The organism is Sinomonas sp. ASV486, from assembly GCF_030908215.1.
Classification (GTDB): domain Bacteria; phylum Actinomycetota; class Actinomycetes; order Actinomycetales; family Micrococcaceae; genus Sinomonas; species Sinomonas puerhi.
In genome coordinates, this window is sequence record NZ_JAVFJK010000002.1 from 1 (window position 1) to 14,633 (window position 14,633).

The following is a 14,633-nucleotide window of genomic DNA, read 5'->3' on the forward strand; positions in this document are numbered from 1 at the left end:
TTCCCTGGGGTTTGTTGTCTGGGGACCGTATGGTGGACGCGTAGCATGGTTCCGTTTCCGCACCCGGGCCGCCCCGTGTGTGGGGTGGTGGGTGTGGTGTGTTGAGGTTGTCGGCCTATTAGTACCGGTCGGCTTCGACAGTCTTCAGTCCTGTCTTCCACGTCCGGCCTATCAACCCAGTGGTCTGCTGGGGGCCTCTCCCACCTTGCGGTGGATGGAGATCTCATCTTGAAGCGGGCTTCCCGCTTAGATGCTTTCAGCGGTTATCCCATCCGAACGTAGCCAACCAGCCGTGCACCTGGCGGTACAACTGGCACACCAGAGGTTCGTCCGTCCCGGTCCTCTCGTACTGAGGACAGCCCTTCTCAGATCTCCTGCGCGCGCAGCGGATAGGGACCGAACTGTCTCACGACGTTCTAAACCCAGCTCGCGTACCGCTTTAATGGGCGAACAGCCCAACCCTTGGGACCTACTCCAGCCCCAGGATGCGACGAGCCGACATCGAGGTGCCAAACCATGCCGTCGATATGGACTCTTGGGCAAGATCAGCCTGTTATCCCCGAGGTACCTTTTATCCGTTGAGCGACGGCCCTTCCACGAGGTGCCGCCGGATCACTAGTCCCGACTTTCGTCCCTGCTCGACATGTCTGTCTCACAGTCAAGCCCCCTTGTGCACTTGCACTCGCCACCTGGTTGCCGACCAGGCTGAGGGGACCTTTGGGCGCCTCCGTTACTCTTTGGGAGGCAACCGCCCCAGTTAAACTACCCGTCAGGCACTGTCCCTGGCCCGGATCACGGGCCGAGGTTCAGGTGTCCAAAGCGACCAGAGTGGTATTTCAACGATGACTCCACGGGCACTGGCGTGCCCCCTTCACAGTCTCCCACCTATCCTACACAAGCCGCTCCGAACACCAATACCAAACTATAGTGAAGGTCTCGGGGTCTTTCCGTCCTGCTGCGCGTAACGAGCATCTTTACTCGTAGTGCAATTTCGCCGAGTTCACGGTCGAGACAGCGGGGAAGTCGTTACTCCATTCGTGCAGGTCGGAACTTACCCGACAAGGAATTTCGCTACCTTAGGATGGTTATAGTTACCACCGCCGTTTACTGGGGCTTGAATTCTCCGCTTCGCCTCGCGGCTGACGGGTCCTCTTAACCTTCCAGCACCGGGCAGGAGTCAGTCCGTATACATCGTCTTGCGACTTCGCACGGACCTGTGTTTTTAGTAAACAGTCGCTTCCCCCTGGTCTCTGCGACCCAGGCCCCTTCCCCGCAGCGCGTGCGGATGTGGGCCCGGGTCCCCCTTCTCCCGAAGTTACGGGGGCATTTTGCCGAGTTCCTTGACCGTGATTCTCTCGATCGCCTTGGTATTCTCTACCTGATCACCTGTGTCGGTTTGGGGTACGGGCGGCTGGGACCTCGCGTCGATGCTTTTCTAGGCAGCATAGGATCACCCGATCCCCCCGTGAGGGGGTCCCGTCGGATCTCAGGCTTCGTGCGCGGCGGATTTGCCGGCCGCGCGCCCTACATCCTTGGACCAGGTCTACCATCGCCTGGCCGGGCTGCCTTCCTGCGTCACACCTGTTAATACGCTTGCCTCGCAGCTCTGGTCCCCGCGCTCCCCCCACAGTGCGCCTCCCGAAGGAGGCACGGCGTGGGGCTCGGGCGGTCAGCATCGGCTGTCCGGCATGGGCGGTCCTTCGCCGGTACGGGAATATCGACCCGTTGTCCATCGACTACGCCTGTCGGCCTCGCCTTAGGTCCCGACTTACCCAGGGCAGATGAGCTTGACCCTGGAACCCTTGATCATCCGGCGGACGGGTTTCCCACCCGTCTTTCGCTACTCATGCCTGCATTCTCACTCGTGCGGCCTCCACCCCTGGATCACTCCGGGGCTTCACTGCCCGCACGACGCTCCCCTACCCAGCCCCACCCCTGAACCATGACGGCTTGGGTATCGTGGGACTGCCACGGCTTCGGCGGTGTGCTTGAGCCCCGCTACATTGTCGGCGCGGAATCACTTGACCAGTGAGCTATTACGCACTCTTTCAAGGGTGGCTGCTTCTAAGCCAACCTCCTGGTTGTCTTCGCAACTCCACATCCTTTCCCACTTAGCACACGCTTGGGGGCCTTAACCGGTGGTCTGGGCTGTTTCCCTCTCGACTACGAAGCTTATCCCCCGCAGTCTCACTGCTGCGCTCTCACTTGCCGGCATTCGGAGTTTGGCTGACGTCAGTAACCTTGTGGGGCCCATCGGCCATCCAGTAGCTCTACCTCCGGCAAGAAACACGCAACGCTGCACCTAAATGCATTTCGGGGAGAACCAGCTATCACGGAGTTTGATTGGCCTTTCACCCCTACCCACAGCTCATCCCCTCCATTTTCAACTGAAGTGGGTTCGGTCCTCCACGACGTCTTACCGTCGCTTCAACCTGGCCATGGGTAGATCACTCCGCTTCGGGTCCAGACCACGCCACTGAACGCCCTGTTCAGACTCGCTTTCGCTACGGCTCCCCCACACGGGTTAACCTCGCGACGTGGCACTGACTCGCAGGCTCATTCTTCAAAAGGCACGCCATCACGGGAGCAAGCCCGCTCTGACGGTTTGTAGGCGCACGGTTTCAGGTACTGTTTCACTCCCCTCCCGGGGTACTTTTCACCTTTCCCTCACGGTACTAGTCCGCTATCGGTCATCGGGTAGTATTCAGGCTTATCAGGTGGTCCTGACAGATTCACACGGGATTCCTCGGGCCCCGTGCTACTTGGGGACACTCGCAAGGGCGGCAGCTGGCATTGCGGCTACGGGACTCACACCCTCTCCGGCCGGCCGTTCAAGACCGTTCGCCTACACCACTGCACCACACCCCCGACCGCCGGCAGACAGTCGAAGCAAGGCCCCACAACCCCATGCGCGCAACCCCTGCCGGGTATCACACACGCACGGTTTGGCCCCATCCGCGTTCGCTCGCCACTACTGACGGAATCACTGTTGTTTTCTCTTCCTGCGGGTACTGAGATGTTTCACTTCCCCGCGTTCCCTCCACACCGTCTATGCGTTCAACGGCGGGTCACCGCATCAAGTGCGGCGGGGTTCCCCCATTCGGAGACCCTGGGATCAAAGTCCGGTTATCGACTCCCCCAGGCCTATCGCGGATTCCCACGTCCTTCATCGGCTCCCGATGCCAAGGCATCCACCGTGCGCCCTTGGAAACTTCAACACGCAAAGAAACCAAGGACACACACACACGCCACAAACGGCGCGCACGCTGTCCTACAGCAAAAAAATAAATCGTCTCAAAGACGAAATTGCTAGATGCTCGCGTCCACTATACAGTTCTCAAACAACAACCCCCACAACCCCCACACACCGCCGGAGGCGGCAGACAGGGGAAGGCGGGCACCACACACCCCCCACACCCGGCACCCCGCCCCCACCAGCCACCCCACAACAAAGGGGGGGAAGGAGAGGACGGCAAGGGCCGTGAAGGAGGGCGCGGGGACTGCTGTCCCAGGACCCAACAGTGTGCCAAGGACCCCACCCCTGCGCAACAGCACCCCCGGCGTTCCAGCACCAGCCCCCCCAAGGGGGCCGGAGCGTACTTGCCCGGGGCACCGCGCACAGGGCACGGGCCACGAATCCTGCCGATGTTCCACCCATGAGCACCCGCCGCACCACGAACGGGCACGAAACGGGCTCTCGCCTGGCACCACCGGCACCAGCCCATGCAGGCCGGCACCGAACAGCGCGAGGGGCTCCTTAGAAAGGAGGTGATCCAGCCGCACCTTCCGGTACGGCTACCTTGTTACGACTTAGTCCCAATCGCCAGTCCCACCTTCGACGGCTCCCCCCCACAAGGGGTTGGGCCACCGGCTTCGGGTGTTACCGACTTTCGTGACTTGACGGGCGGTGTGTACAAGGCCCGGGAACGTATTCACCGCAGCGTTGCTGATCTGCGATTACTAGCGACTCCGACTTCATGGGGTCGAGTTGCAGACCCCAATCCGAACTGAGACCGGCTTTCTGGGATTGGCTCCACCTCACAGTATCGCAACCCTTTGTACCGGCCATTGTAGCATGCGTGAAGCCCAAGACATAAGGGGCATGATGATTTGACGTCGTCCCCACCTTCCTCCGAGTTGACCCCGGCAGTCTCCCATGAGTCCCCACCCGAAGTGCTGGCAACATGGAACGAGGGTTGCGCTCGTTGCGGGACTTAACCCAACATCTCACGACACGAGCTGACGACAACCATGCACCACCTGTGAACCGGCCCCGAAGGGAAGCCCCATCTCTGGGACCGTCCGGCACATGTCAAGCCTTGGTAAGGTTCTTCGCGTTGCATCGAATTAATCCGCATGCTCCGCCGCTTGTGCGGGCCCCCGTCAATTCCTTTGAGTTTTAGCCTTGCGGCCGTACTCCCCAGGCGGGGCACTTAATGCGTTAGCTGCGGCGCGGAAACCGTGGAATGGCCCCCACACCTAGTGCCCAACGTTTACGGCATGGACTACCAGGGTATCTAATCCTGTTCGCTCCCCATGCTTTCGCTCCTCAGCGTCAGTAACAGCCCAGAGACCTGCCTTCGCCATCGGTGTTCCTCCTGATATCTGCGCATTTCACCGCTACACCAGGAATTCCAGTCTCCCCTACTGCACTCCAGCCTGCCCGTACCCACTGCAGACCCGGGGTTGAGCCCCGGGCTTTCACAGCAGACGCGACAAGCCGCCTACGAGCTCTTTACGCCCAATAATTCCGGATAACGCTCGCGCCCTACGTATTACCGCGGCTGCTGGCACGTAGTTAGCCGGCGCTTCTTCTGCAGGTACCGTCACTCGCGCTTCTTCCCTGCTGAAAGGGGTTTACAACCCGAAGGCCGTCATCCCCCACGCGGCGTCGCTGCATCAGGCTTCCGCCCATTGTGCAATATTCCCCACTGCTGCCTCCCGTAGGAGTCTGGGCCGTGTCTCAGTCCCAGTGTGGCCGGTCACCCTCTCAGGCCGGCTACCCGTCGTCGCCTTGGTAGGCCATCACCCCACCAACAAGCTGATAGGCCGCGAGCCCATCCAAGACCGCACAAGGCTTTCCACCCCCCACCATGCGGCAAAGGGGTCATATCCGGTATTAGACCCAGTTTCCCAGGCTTATCCCAGAGTCAAGGGCAGGTTGCTCACGTGTTACTCACCCGTTCGCCACTAATCATAATCAGCCCAGCAAGCTGGGCATCATCGTTCGACTTGCATGTGTTAAGCACGCCGCCAGCGTTCATCCTGAGCCAGGATCAAACTCTCCGTCAAAAACAACGCCGACCCGGCACCCCAGGAAAATAGAGCAGCCAGGCCGACAGAAAATGATCCGGCATCAACAACCCGGCACCACACCACAGGGGCGGCACAGCACCGGACAAAAGACACCAAAAAAACGGCATCAACAAAACTTGGCACACTATTGAGTTCTCAAACAACAGGCCCCCACACGTAACGATCCCAACCCGACTTCGAGCCGTTCACATCCCCGCGGAGCAACTTCTCAAACCTACCAGAGCTTCTCTTCCCGCACAAATTCCTTTATGGGAATTCGCTTCGGTTTCTAAAGTCCCTGCCCACCGCTTTCGAAGACGCGTCAGCGCTTCCGTTTCCGGTCGGTTTGATTGGGGTTTGGCCGCCCTTGCCCTCCGCGTTTCCGCGGCGGTCCCGGCGACTCAGAAGACTTTACCGGGATGGGGTGCGCTGGGCAAATCGGCTGTCCCCCGGGCGTGTCGCCGCCGCTCTGGCACTGGGGCCCGTCCCCTCGCCAGATCTGGCAGCTACGCTTCGCGCGCTGCTGCCCGTTCCCCTCCCGGCACTCTCCTCGCCCTGCAGCCCGATCCCCGTCTGGCGCACTCCGCGCACTTCCGCCCGACCCCGACCGCTCTTCTGACTGGGGGCCGCGATGTCTCGCCTACGCCGCCATCTCCCGAACGCGACCGTGGCCGGGGCACAGCCACCGCGAGTCAAGACCGCGGAGGATCTCTGCCGATCGGACCGCTTCCGCGCGATCATTCGTGAGGGCCTGCGGGAAGAGTCGGAACTGGATGATCTCCGCCCCACCCGGCGACCGAGTGGACTTGGCACGGATGGCGTCGCCGGCGAAGAGGACCTCGCCGGCAAGAAAGGCCACGTGCCCGTCCGTGTGACCGGGCGTTGGAACAGATGTGACGCCTGGGAACACTTCCTCGGCGCCGACGATTCCCCGGATGGGGCCGTTCAGCCGCCGGGCCGGCACCCGTGCCATGAGTTGACGGGGCCACGTTCCTGCTGGCCGCTTGCCCGCAAGCACCTCGGCATCAGCAGCGCCGATCCTGACCACAGCGCCCGTCTCATCCTGAAGGCGAGGCGCGGCACCTACGTGGTCAAAATCGTGGTGGGTCAAGAGGATGTGGGTCACGGACCCAAGGAGGCCAGCCTCCCGCAACTCCTCGACGATGCGCCCGGCGTTCAACGCCAGCCCAGGATCGATCACGGCAGTGCTCGATCCGGCACGCACCACATAGGTGTTCGAGCCGAAACTGCTCTGGAGTCGGAAGACGCCCGGGTACACACTTTGCACGGCCCCATCGCATCACCTCCAGCGGAATTGCGCCAGCATCGGGCCGGCGCATGCGTGGGACTCTGCTCAACCACCGCAGACGCCAAAGGGGCGGCACCCGTGGTGGGTGCCGCCCCTTCGGACGGTGGTCAGCTGAGGCTTACCAGGACGACTTGGTGACGCCCGGAAGCTCACCCTTGTGCGCCATGTCGCGGAAGCGGACGCGGGAGATGCCGAACTTCTGGAACGTGCCGCGCGGGCGCCCGTCGATCTGGTCACGGTTGCGGAGGCGGACCGGCGAAGCATTGCGGGGCAGCTTCTGCAGGCCGAGGCGTGCGGCCTCGCGTGCCTCGTCCGTCGCGCTCTCGTCGACGAGGGTCTTCTTCAGCTCGGCGCGCTTCGCGGCGTAGTGCTCAACGATGGCCTTGCGCTGCTCGTTGCGGGCAATCTTGGACTTCTTGGCCATGTGTTTAGCGCTCCTCTCGGAAGTCGACGTGCTTGCGGACGACCGGATCGTACTTCTTCATGACAAGACGATCGGGGTCGTTACGGCGGTTCTTGCGGGTCACGTAGGTGTAGCCCGTACCAGCCGTGGACTTGAGCTTGATGATCGGACGTACGTCCTTGTCCTTCTTGGCCATCAGAGCTTCACACCCTTCGCAAGCAGCTCGGCGACCACGGAGTCGATGCCGCGGACGTCAATGGTCTTGATGCCGCGGGCCGAAACGGTCAGGGTGACGTTGCGGCGCAGGGACGGGACCCAGTAGCGCTTCTTCTGGATGTTCGGATCGAACCGACGCTTGGTGCGGCGGTGCGAGTGGGAAATGCTGTGACCGAACGAGGGCGATGCCCCGGTCACCTGGCAATGTGCTGCCATGTTTCGCTCCTCCAAGGTGTAGTCAAACAGTTGCAGTAAAAATGGCGGTCCGCAGATGCGTCCCGCCACCTCGATGCACCGTTCGTTCTGCAGCTTTCCGGAGGGTGACCAGGCGGGGTGAGAACCAGCCGAAGTTCCTCGCCGCGGGCAATACGGTGACTTCAGTGCCGAGAGTGGACTCCACTGCATACGACAGCCTTAAATACTAGGCGCCGCGCGCAGGAGCCGCAAATCAGCGGGCCTCGCGACCCAGAACCTCGCGACCCAAGACTTCCTTGAGCCGCGGGACAATCCTACCGCCCCAGCCGCCGCCCATGATCCGGCGTGCCATCTGGTCACCGGAGTGACCCGCACGGTAGCCGGCCTGGACCACGGTAAGGCGAGTGCCGCCGTCGTGCGCCTCGAGCCGGAAGGTGACGGTCGTCGCCATGTCGTTTTCCTCCGAATCGTCCGCCCACGAGATGACGAGCAGCTCGGGTTCGCGGAGCTCGAGGACCTCGCACGCGATGACCCCGGAGAAGCGGGTCGGGGGAATGGGCTCGGTGCTGAAGTGGAAGCGGTGGCCGACGACGGGCGCGAAGTCGTTGGGCATGAGCCACTCCGCGAGGAGCTCCGGCGTGGTGAGGGCGCGCCAGACGGCAGCCGGCGGCTCGGCGAGGAAGTCCACTACGCGTACTTCGGTGGGGTTCTCAGCGCTTGCGGCGTCAATCGTGTCAGTCATAGTCCTTGTCCTTGTCCTTGTCCTTCTGCAGGAGAGCTGCAAGGCGCGGGACCCGCCCACGCCAGAACTGCTCGTAGGGTTCGAGCCACACGCGTAGGAGCCGGAGCGGCTCGGGGGTGAGGGAGTAGTAGCGATGGCGGCCGGCCTGCCGCTCGTCGACGAGTCCGACGCCGCGCAGCACCTTGAGGTGTTCGGCGACGCTCGGGCGGGCCATCTCGTAGCGGTCCGCGAGCGCCTGCGCAGTCTGCGCACCGTCGAGGAGCGCGGCGAGGAGATCCCTGCGCACGGGGTGCGCGAGCGCCGCGAACACATGGTCCGTGGGGGTCTCCTTGCTCTGGCGGGGCATGAGTCGACATTACGTAGGAAAAAACCTACACGTCAAGGTCTTGCGCCCGGCCATCGACGGGCGGAATAGATCGGCCCCTTGCTTAGTTGTAACTTCAAGTAAGGGCCGAGAAGGCCCGCCCGACGACGAAAGCCCGAGCAGTGAGCTTCCTGTCCCGCCTCTTTGGAAAGAAGAACCACATGAGCGACATCACTATCATCGGCACCGGCAACATGGCCCGCGGTCTCGCGTCCCGCGCCGTCGCCGCCGGCAAGAGCGTGCAGCTCCTGGCCCACGAGGACAAGGCCAAGGCAGAGTCGATCGCTTCCGAGCTCGGCGGCACGTTCACCACCGGCGTGGTCGGCGACCCGATCGACGGCTCCATCGTGATCCCGGCCATCTACTTCGACGCCTCCAAGACCATCGCGACCCAGTACGGCGATTCGCTCGCGGGCAAGGTCTACGTGGACATCACGAACCCCGTCGACTTCTCGACCTTCGACGGTCTGGCCGTCCCTGCCGGCACCTCCGCCGCCGAGGAACTCCAGAAGGTCACCCCGGCCAAGGTCGTCAAGGCGTTCAACACGACGTTCGGCGGCACACTCGTCTCCGGCGCCGTCTCCGGGCAGCAGCTTGACGTCCTCATCGCCGGCGACGACGAGACTGCCGTCAAGGCCGTCTCCGACTTCGCCTCCGCCGCGAGCCTCAACCCGGTCGAGGTCGGCCCGCTGCGTCGCGCCCAGCAGCTCGAGCAGACCGGTTTCCTGAACATCCTGCTCTCCGCCAACGAGGCCCTCCCCGCCTACCAGTGGAACTCGGCCCTGAAGTTCCTCCCGGCCGTCTGAGCCTCCCCGCACAACGCCAGGCCCGGCAGGCGGCCCGCCAGATCTGATCTGGCCGGCCGCCTTCCGCGTGTCCTGCCGTCTACCCCCCTCTGTTGTCTTCCTGCCGTCTACCGCTCCTGTTCCGCGAGCGCCGCCAGCCGATCCACGGATGCCTGGAGCTTGTCGGCCGTCGTCGCGCGGGCGCGCGGGAGACGCTGCGGGTCCTCCAGCCGGGTCCAGTCGTAGGTGTGGCGCACGAGCGTCTGCGCCTCGCCGCGCGGCTCGAGCTCCCAGCGCCACAGCTGGCCGATCGGGGGCCTGCCCTCCTCGGCAGGCATCCATGCGATGCGGCGGCCCTCATCGAATTCGACCACGTGGTTCTCACGGACCGCGTCCTTCGTGAGGGTCATGGTGAAGACATCGCCCACAGCGGTGACGCGCTGGCCGGTCGGTGCCTCGCGAAGGTTCTCGTTGCCGTCCCAGCGGGGTTGGGCCGCAGGGTCAGCGATGAGCTCGAAGATGGCAGCAGCGGGCGCGTTGACCACACGCTCGTAGGCCACGGCACGGGATTCAGTGGATTCGGATTCGGATTCGGATTCGGGGGAATCTGTCATGGCGCCAGTCAAGCAGTCCATGCCGAATCCGGAAAGCGAGCGCAGGCGCGGAACCGGCGTCGTGCGCCGCAGAGTCGGACGCTGGTCGGTGATTCGCTGCGGTGGCTATCGTGGGCGCATGACCGCCGCCGCGCCGTTCGTCCTCCTGCACGGCTGGGCATGCCCGACCGCGACCTGGAGGCCTGTCGCGGAGCGCCTCACCGCCGCGGGGCACCACGTGGTGGTCCCCGAACTCCTCGGATACGGGCCAGGCCCGTCGCGTCTTCAGGAGCGAGCCTGGACCCTCGAGGCCGCCGCGCACGACGTCGCACGCGTTCTCGAGCGTGCCGGCTCACCCGCCGTCGTGGCCGGCCATTCTCTGGGCGGGTCCGTGGCGGCGACCGTTGCCGCGCTCCGACCCGAGCTCGTGACCGCCGTGGCGTTCGTCGGGATGGTTCCCGTACCCCCGGGCGCCGCGACGGCCGAGCGCCTCTCGAGAATGTTCCTGGGGTCCGAGGGCCCACCCTCACGCGAGGCGATCGAGGCGTGCCTGGCGGCCTGGTACGGCACAGTCCCGGAGGATCCGGGGCTCGCCGCCGAGCTCAAGACGGCCTTCGGCGTGCCCGGACCCGTGCTGCGCGGCTCCCTACGGGCTGCGCTCGGCGGCGTGCAGCCCGGGGTGACCGAGACGCTCACCGGGCCAGTCGCCGTCGTGCTGGGAGCGAATGACCGCACCCGGCCGCCCGAGGACGTCGAACGCCTCCTCGCGGCCCACCCGGACTGGTCGCTGACGACGGTCCCGGACGCCGGCCACATGGTGCAGTGGGAGGCCCCGGACGCGTGCGCGTCTGCGCTCGCGTCGCTGGCCGAGGGACTTTAGGCCTACCCGCCAGTAGGTACTCGGAGTACCATGAAAAAAGAGCTCAAGGGTCACCGGCCCGCGGCGGCCCCGGGATGCGAAGGGAACCGCCATGACCACGGATATCGGCCCGGCCGCCGCCTCGGCCCCGTCTACCACCGCCGGACCTGTCACGAGCGCGCCTTCACCCGCCGGACCTCTCCCCGCCGAGCCAGCCCGCAAACCGTCTGGCCCGGAGGAGTCCCGCGCCGTCATGGAGGCCAGCCGCCAGACGGAATGGGAGCGCCCGAGCTTCGCCAAGGCCCTCTACCTCGGGGACTTCCAGTGGGACCTCATCCACCCGGTCCCCGAGTCCTCGGCGGGGGACGTCGAGCGTGGCGATGCCTTCCTCCGCAGCCTTGAGGAGCTCGCCCGGACGATGGACGGCTCACGCATCGAGGCCGAGGACCGGATTCCCGACGAGTACCTCCGCTCGCTCGCCGACATCGGCGCGTTCGGGATGAAGATCCCCGTGGAGTACGGCGGGCTCGGGCTCCCGCTCGCGTACTACGGGCGTGCCCTCATGCTCCTGGGGTCGGTGCACCCGTCCATCGGCGCGCTGCTCTCGGCACACCAGTCGATCGGCGTGCCGGAGCCGGTGAAGATGTTCGGTTCGGCCGAGCAGAAGCAGGAATTCCTCCCCCGGTGTGCCGCGGGCGCCGTCACCGCGTTCCTCCTCACGGAGCCAGACGTGGGCTCGGACCCCGCGCGGCTCACGACGACCGCGCAGCTGTCCGAGGACGGCCAGAGCTACATCCTCAACGGGTCGAAGCTGTGGACCACGAACGGGGTCATCGCAGAGCTCGTGGTCATCATGGCCAAGGTGCTCCCGCATGAGGCCGCCGGCGCGGCACCAGACACCGTTCCTGCCGGCAAGGGCGGCATCACCGCGTTCGTCGTCGAGATGGACTCTCCCGGAATCACCGTCGAGAACCGCAACTCCTTCATGGGGCTCAAGGGCCTCGAGAACGGCGTGACGAGGTTCGACGGCGTGCGGGTGCCGGCCGCGAACCGCGTGGGCCGCGAGGGACAGGGGCTCAAGATCGCGCTCACGACCCTCAACACAGGCCGCCTCTCGATCCCCGCGCTGTGCGCAGGCGGCGGGAAGTGGTCCCTCAAGATCGCCCGCGAGTGGTCCGCCGCGCGCGTCCAATGGGGGCAGCCGATCGGCGAGCACGAGGCCGTTGCCAGCAAGATCGCGTTCATCGCCGCAACCTCCTTCGCCCTCGAGGCGGTCTTCGAGGTGTACGCCGCGACCGCCGAGGCAGGCATGAAGGACGTGCGCATCGAGGCGGCGCTTGCGAAGCTCTGGACCTCTGAGATGTCCTACACCATCGCGGACGAGCTCCTGCAGATCCGTGGCGGCCGCGGCTATGAGACGGCCGAGTCGCTGCGTGCCCGCGGCGAGCGCGCGGTCCCGGCCGAGCAGCTCGTGCGGGACTTGCGCATCAACCGGATCTTCGAGGGGTCCACGGAGATCATGCGGCTGCTCATCGCCCGCGAGGCGGTGGACGCCCATCTGGCGGCCGCCGGGGACCTCGCGCGCGCGGACGCGACGTTCGCCGAGAAGGCCCGCGCCGCGAAGGACGCCTCGGGCTTCTACGCCAAGTGGCTGCCCAAGCTCCTCGCCGGCGAGGGCAACGACCCGCGTGCCTATCGGGAGTTCGGCGCGCTCGGGAAGCACTTGCGCTACATCGAGCGTGCCTCGCGCCGGCTCGCGCGGCACACCTTCGCCGGCATGGGCCGCTGGCAGGCCGCCCTCGAGCGCCGGCAGGTCTTCCTGGGGCGCATCGTCGACATCGGCGCAGAGCTCTTCGCGATGGCGGCCGCGTGCAGCTGGTCCGAGCACCTGCGGATCGTCGGCGCCGATGGTGCCGACACGGCCCGCGACCTCGCGGAGGCGTTCTGCGAGCAGTCCCGCCGCCGCGTCGAGGCGCTCTTCAACGCGCTGTGGGACAACACGGACGACGCCGACCGGCACCTCGCGCGCCGCGTCCTCGCCGGGGAATTCACTTGGCTCGAGGCCGGGGTGCTCGATCCTTCCGAGGGGACCGGCCCATGGATCGCCCCCCGCCCCGAGGGGCACAGCACGAAGGCGGACCTGCGCCGCAAAGTCAGTTAGGCCCGGCGCGGGCACACCGCACCCCGGGCACACGACGCGGCAGAACCACCGGGGCTTGCCCGCGTCATGACGCCCGGCTCAGCGGTCTAGGGTGACGGTGCGCAGGTCGAGGCGGCGCAGCACGCGGTCGACCAGCTCCGGGTCGATTCCCGGCTCATTGCGCGCCGCGAGCATCTCGCCGCGCGCCGCGTCCAAGGCGTCGCGCTGCGCGCGGTCCATGACGGCGAGCATGGCCTGGAGCCTGCGCATCTTCTCGGGGTCCTCTCCGTAGTCTGCCTCGAGGATTGTGTGCAGCGAGGACATCCGTCTCGTGAGGGCCTTGCGCCGTCCTTCCGGGAGCTTCTGCGCGGCTGGCGAGGTGCGCATGGCCTCGAGCGCCACTCGCTCCGCCCGGTGGGCGAGGGCACGCTGGGCGCGTCCCTCGGCCTGATGGTCGTCGGGCAGCTTGAGCACGCGGATGAGCCACGGGAGGGTGAGGCCGGGCAGCACGAGGGTGAACACCAGGACAGAGCAAGCCGCGGCGACCACGAAGTTCCGCCCCGGCGTCGGCGAGCCGTCCGCGAGCGTCGAGGGGAGCGCGAGAGCCAGCGCGAGGGTCGCGAGGCCGCGCATCCCGCACCACGTGAGCACCACGACCTCTCTGACCGACCCGGGGGCCCTCTCCCGCCGCTCGGCACCGCCCATCCTGTACAGCGCGTACATCCAGACGAACCGCACTAGGACAACCGTCGCGCAGATCGCCGTGATGCCCGGGACGAAGGTGAGGAGGTTGGGGCCTTCGGCCTCGACCACGTAGCGCATCTCGATCCCGACGAGCCCGAACGCCACCCCGGTGGTGAGGAGCTCGAGCACCTGCCAGAAGGCGGATCGCGTCAGCCGCTCCTCGGAATCCTGGGGGCGCGCCCGCCGCCCCAGCTCGACGGCGGTGACCACGACGGCGACGACCCCTGAGCAGTGGACCACATCCGCCAGCAGGTACACGGTGTAGGGCGCAACGAGGGTGGCCGCGCTTCGCGCCACGAGGTTGGGGACGAACCGGGTGAGCGCACCGACGAGCCAGGCCATCGCGAGCCCGAGCAGGACGGCCCCGGCTGCGCCGAGGAGGAACCGCGGCGCGACGTCCCATCCAACCCCTCCGCCGTTGACTGTCGCGGTCACGGCGGCCTGGAAGATCACGATGGCCATCGCGTCGTTGAACAGACCCTCAGTCTGGAGCACCGTGAGGAGGCGGCGCCGCATCCTCACGTTGCCCGCGATCGCCTCGACCGCGACCGGATCCGGCGGCGCGACGATCGCCCCGAGCGCAATCGCGAGCGGCACCCGACGGCTGGGACGAGCCAGGATGTCACCGCGGCCGCGGCGGCGACCGTCGCGACGACCAGCAGGACGGCCAGCAGCACGAGCGAGCGCCAGCGCAGCCGGAACATCGACCAGCTCGAGCGCTGGGCGGCCGCGAAGAGCAGCGGAGGCAGGAAGAGCGGGAGGATCAAGTCCGGCTCGATGTGAACGTCCGGGACGAAGGGCAGGGACGCGAGAAGGGGGGAGAAGACGAGCATGAGAATCGGGTACGGGAGGCGAATCCGCTCGCCGATCCCCACAATGAACACCGTCCCGAACAGCAGGCCGACAACCAGCAGCAGAAATTGCATGCCCCTCCTTGGGTCAGGAGCATTTTTTCACGCTGCGCGGCCTGAAGGGCGAGGAGAGCGGC

Annotated in this window: 12 protein-coding genes and 2 rRNA genes; 3 read left to right on the top strand and 11 right to left on the bottom strand. The window is 65.7% G+C overall.

The features are described 5' to 3' along the window. Nucleotides 1–98 precede the first annotated feature (98 nt). From RBS60_RS02735 to RBS60_RS02770, 8 genes are all read right to left on the bottom strand, one after another. A 23S ribosomal RNA gene (locus RBS60_RS02735) occupies nt 99–3,218 on the bottom strand. 543 nt (nt 3,219–3,761) lie between these two features. Beyond that, a 16S ribosomal RNA gene (locus RBS60_RS02740) occupies nt 3,762–5,292 on the bottom strand. The 16S and 23S rRNA genes sit together here, the layout of an rRNA operon. 643 nt (nt 5,293–5,935) lie before the next feature. Then, nucleotides 5,936–6,583, bottom strand: a complete 648-nt coding sequence (locus RBS60_RS02745; RefSeq protein ID WP_307955997.1) for an MBL fold metallo-hydrolase — start codon at nt 6,581–6,583, stop codon at nt 5,936–5,938. 139 nt (nt 6,584–6,722) lie between these two features. Next, nucleotides 6,723–7,028 carry a 30S ribosomal protein S14 gene (gene rpsN, locus RBS60_RS02750; RefSeq protein ID WP_307955998.1) on the bottom strand — a complete coding sequence of 102 codons (306 nt, stop codon included), beginning with the start codon at nt 7,026–7,028 and terminating at the stop codon, nt 6,723–6,725. A 4-nt stretch (nt 7,029–7,032) separates the two neighbouring features. Then, complete coding sequence (gene rpmG, locus RBS60_RS02755) at nt 7,033–7,203, bottom strand: 50S ribosomal protein L33 (protein WP_307955999.1); 171 nt, start codon at nt 7,201–7,203, stop codon at nt 7,033–7,035. Beyond that, complete coding sequence (rpmB, locus tag RBS60_RS02760; protein ID WP_307956000.1) at nt 7,203–7,439, bottom strand: 50S ribosomal protein L28; 237 nt, start codon at nt 7,437–7,439, stop codon at nt 7,203–7,205. The genes rpmG and rpmB overlap by 1 nt, the downstream gene beginning before the upstream one ends. 232 nt (nt 7,440–7,671) lie before the next feature. Next, nucleotides 7,672–8,160, bottom strand: coding sequence for an SRPBCC domain-containing protein (locus tag RBS60_RS02765; RefSeq protein WP_307956001.1), 489 nt, complete (start codon nt 8,158–8,160; stop codon nt 7,672–7,674). Further along, nucleotides 8,153–8,506 carry a metalloregulator ArsR/SmtB family transcription factor gene (locus tag RBS60_RS02770; RefSeq protein ID WP_307956002.1) on the bottom strand — a complete coding sequence of 118 codons (354 nt, stop codon included), beginning with the start codon at nt 8,504–8,506 and terminating at the stop codon, nt 8,153–8,155. Before RBS60_RS02770 ends, RBS60_RS02765 begins: the two co-directional genes overlap by 8 nt. Nucleotides 8,507–8,685: 179 nt before the next feature. Between RBS60_RS02770 and RBS60_RS02775 the strand changes: the two genes are divergently transcribed. Next, a complete protein-coding gene (locus RBS60_RS02775; RefSeq protein ID WP_307956003.1) occupies nt 8,686–9,330 on the top strand; it encodes an NAD(P)-binding domain-containing protein in 645 nt (214 codons plus the stop codon). A gap of 107 nt (nt 9,331–9,437) precedes the next feature. On the opposite strand, the gene RBS60_RS02780 is transcribed toward RBS60_RS02775, so the two are convergent. Continuing rightward, nucleotides 9,438–9,923, bottom strand: coding sequence for an SRPBCC family protein (locus RBS60_RS02780; protein WP_307956004.1), 486 nt, complete (start codon nt 9,921–9,923; stop codon nt 9,438–9,440). Nucleotides 9,924–10,041: 118 nt separating this feature from the next. On the opposite strand from RBS60_RS02780, the gene RBS60_RS02785 reads away from it, so the two are divergent. Both RBS60_RS02785 and RBS60_RS02790 read left to right on the top strand, forming a co-directional pair. After that, nucleotides 10,042–10,782, top strand: a complete 741-nt coding sequence (locus RBS60_RS02785; RefSeq protein ID WP_307956005.1) for an alpha/beta fold hydrolase — start codon at nt 10,042–10,044, stop codon at nt 10,780–10,782. Between the two features lie 91 nt (nt 10,783–10,873). After that, nucleotides 10,874–12,922 (top strand): acyl-CoA dehydrogenase family protein, encoded by a 2,049-nt coding sequence (locus RBS60_RS02790; RefSeq protein WP_307956006.1) that lies wholly within the window; start codon nt 10,874–10,876, stop codon nt 12,920–12,922. 78 nt (nt 12,923–13,000) lie between these two features. Here RBS60_RS02790 and RBS60_RS02795 read toward each other — a convergent pair whose 3' ends face one another. Both RBS60_RS02795 and RBS60_RS02800 read right to left on the bottom strand, forming a co-directional pair. Continuing rightward, nucleotides 13,001–14,242, bottom strand: a complete 1,242-nt coding sequence (locus RBS60_RS02795; protein ID WP_307956007.1) for a cation:proton antiporter — start codon at nt 14,240–14,242, stop codon at nt 13,001–13,003. Beyond that, entirely contained in the window at nt 14,164–14,571 is a 408-nt protein-coding gene (locus RBS60_RS02800; RefSeq protein WP_307956008.1) for a cation:proton antiporter, read from the bottom strand. Before RBS60_RS02800 ends, RBS60_RS02795 begins: the two co-directional genes overlap by 79 nt. Nucleotides 14,572–14,633 lie beyond the last annotated feature (62 nt).

What these genes read in the sequence shown, in the direction of transcription:
- RBS60_RS02785 (WP_307956005.1), top strand. Translation starts at nt 10,042, where the DNA reads ATGACCGCCGCCGCGCCGTTCGTCCTCCTGCACGGCTGGGCATGCCCG.
- RBS60_RS02770 (WP_307956002.1), bottom strand. Translation starts at nt 8,506, where the DNA reads ATGCCCCGCCAGAGCAAGGAGACCCCCACGGACCATGTGTTCGCGGCG.
- RBS60_RS02765 (WP_307956001.1), bottom strand. Translation starts at nt 8,160, where the DNA reads ATGACTGACACGATTGACGCCGCAAGCGCTGAGAACCCCACCGAAGTA.
- RBS60_RS02780 (WP_307956004.1), bottom strand. Translation starts at nt 9,923, where the DNA reads ATGACAGATTCCCCCGAATCCGAATCCGAATCCGAATCCACTGAATCC.
- RBS60_RS02800 (WP_307956008.1), bottom strand. Translation starts at nt 14,571, where the DNA reads ATGCAATTTCTGCTGCTGGTTGTCGGCCTGCTGTTCGGGACGGTGTTC.
- rpmG (WP_307955999.1), bottom strand. Translation starts at nt 7,203, where the DNA reads ATGGCCAAGAAGGACAAGGACGTACGTCCGATCATCAAGCTCAAGTCC.
- RBS60_RS02775 (WP_307956003.1), top strand. Translation starts at nt 8,686, where the DNA reads ATGAGCGACATCACTATCATCGGCACCGGCAACATGGCCCGCGGTCTC.
- RBS60_RS02790 (WP_307956006.1), top strand. Translation starts at nt 10,874, where the DNA reads ATGACCACGGATATCGGCCCGGCCGCCGCCTCGGCCCCGTCTACCACC.
- rpsN (WP_307955998.1), bottom strand. Translation starts at nt 7,028, where the DNA reads ATGGCCAAGAAGTCCAAGATTGCCCGCAACGAGCAGCGCAAGGCCATC.
- rpmB (WP_307956000.1), bottom strand. Translation starts at nt 7,439, where the DNA reads ATGGCAGCACATTGCCAGGTGACCGGGGCATCGCCCTCGTTCGGTCAC.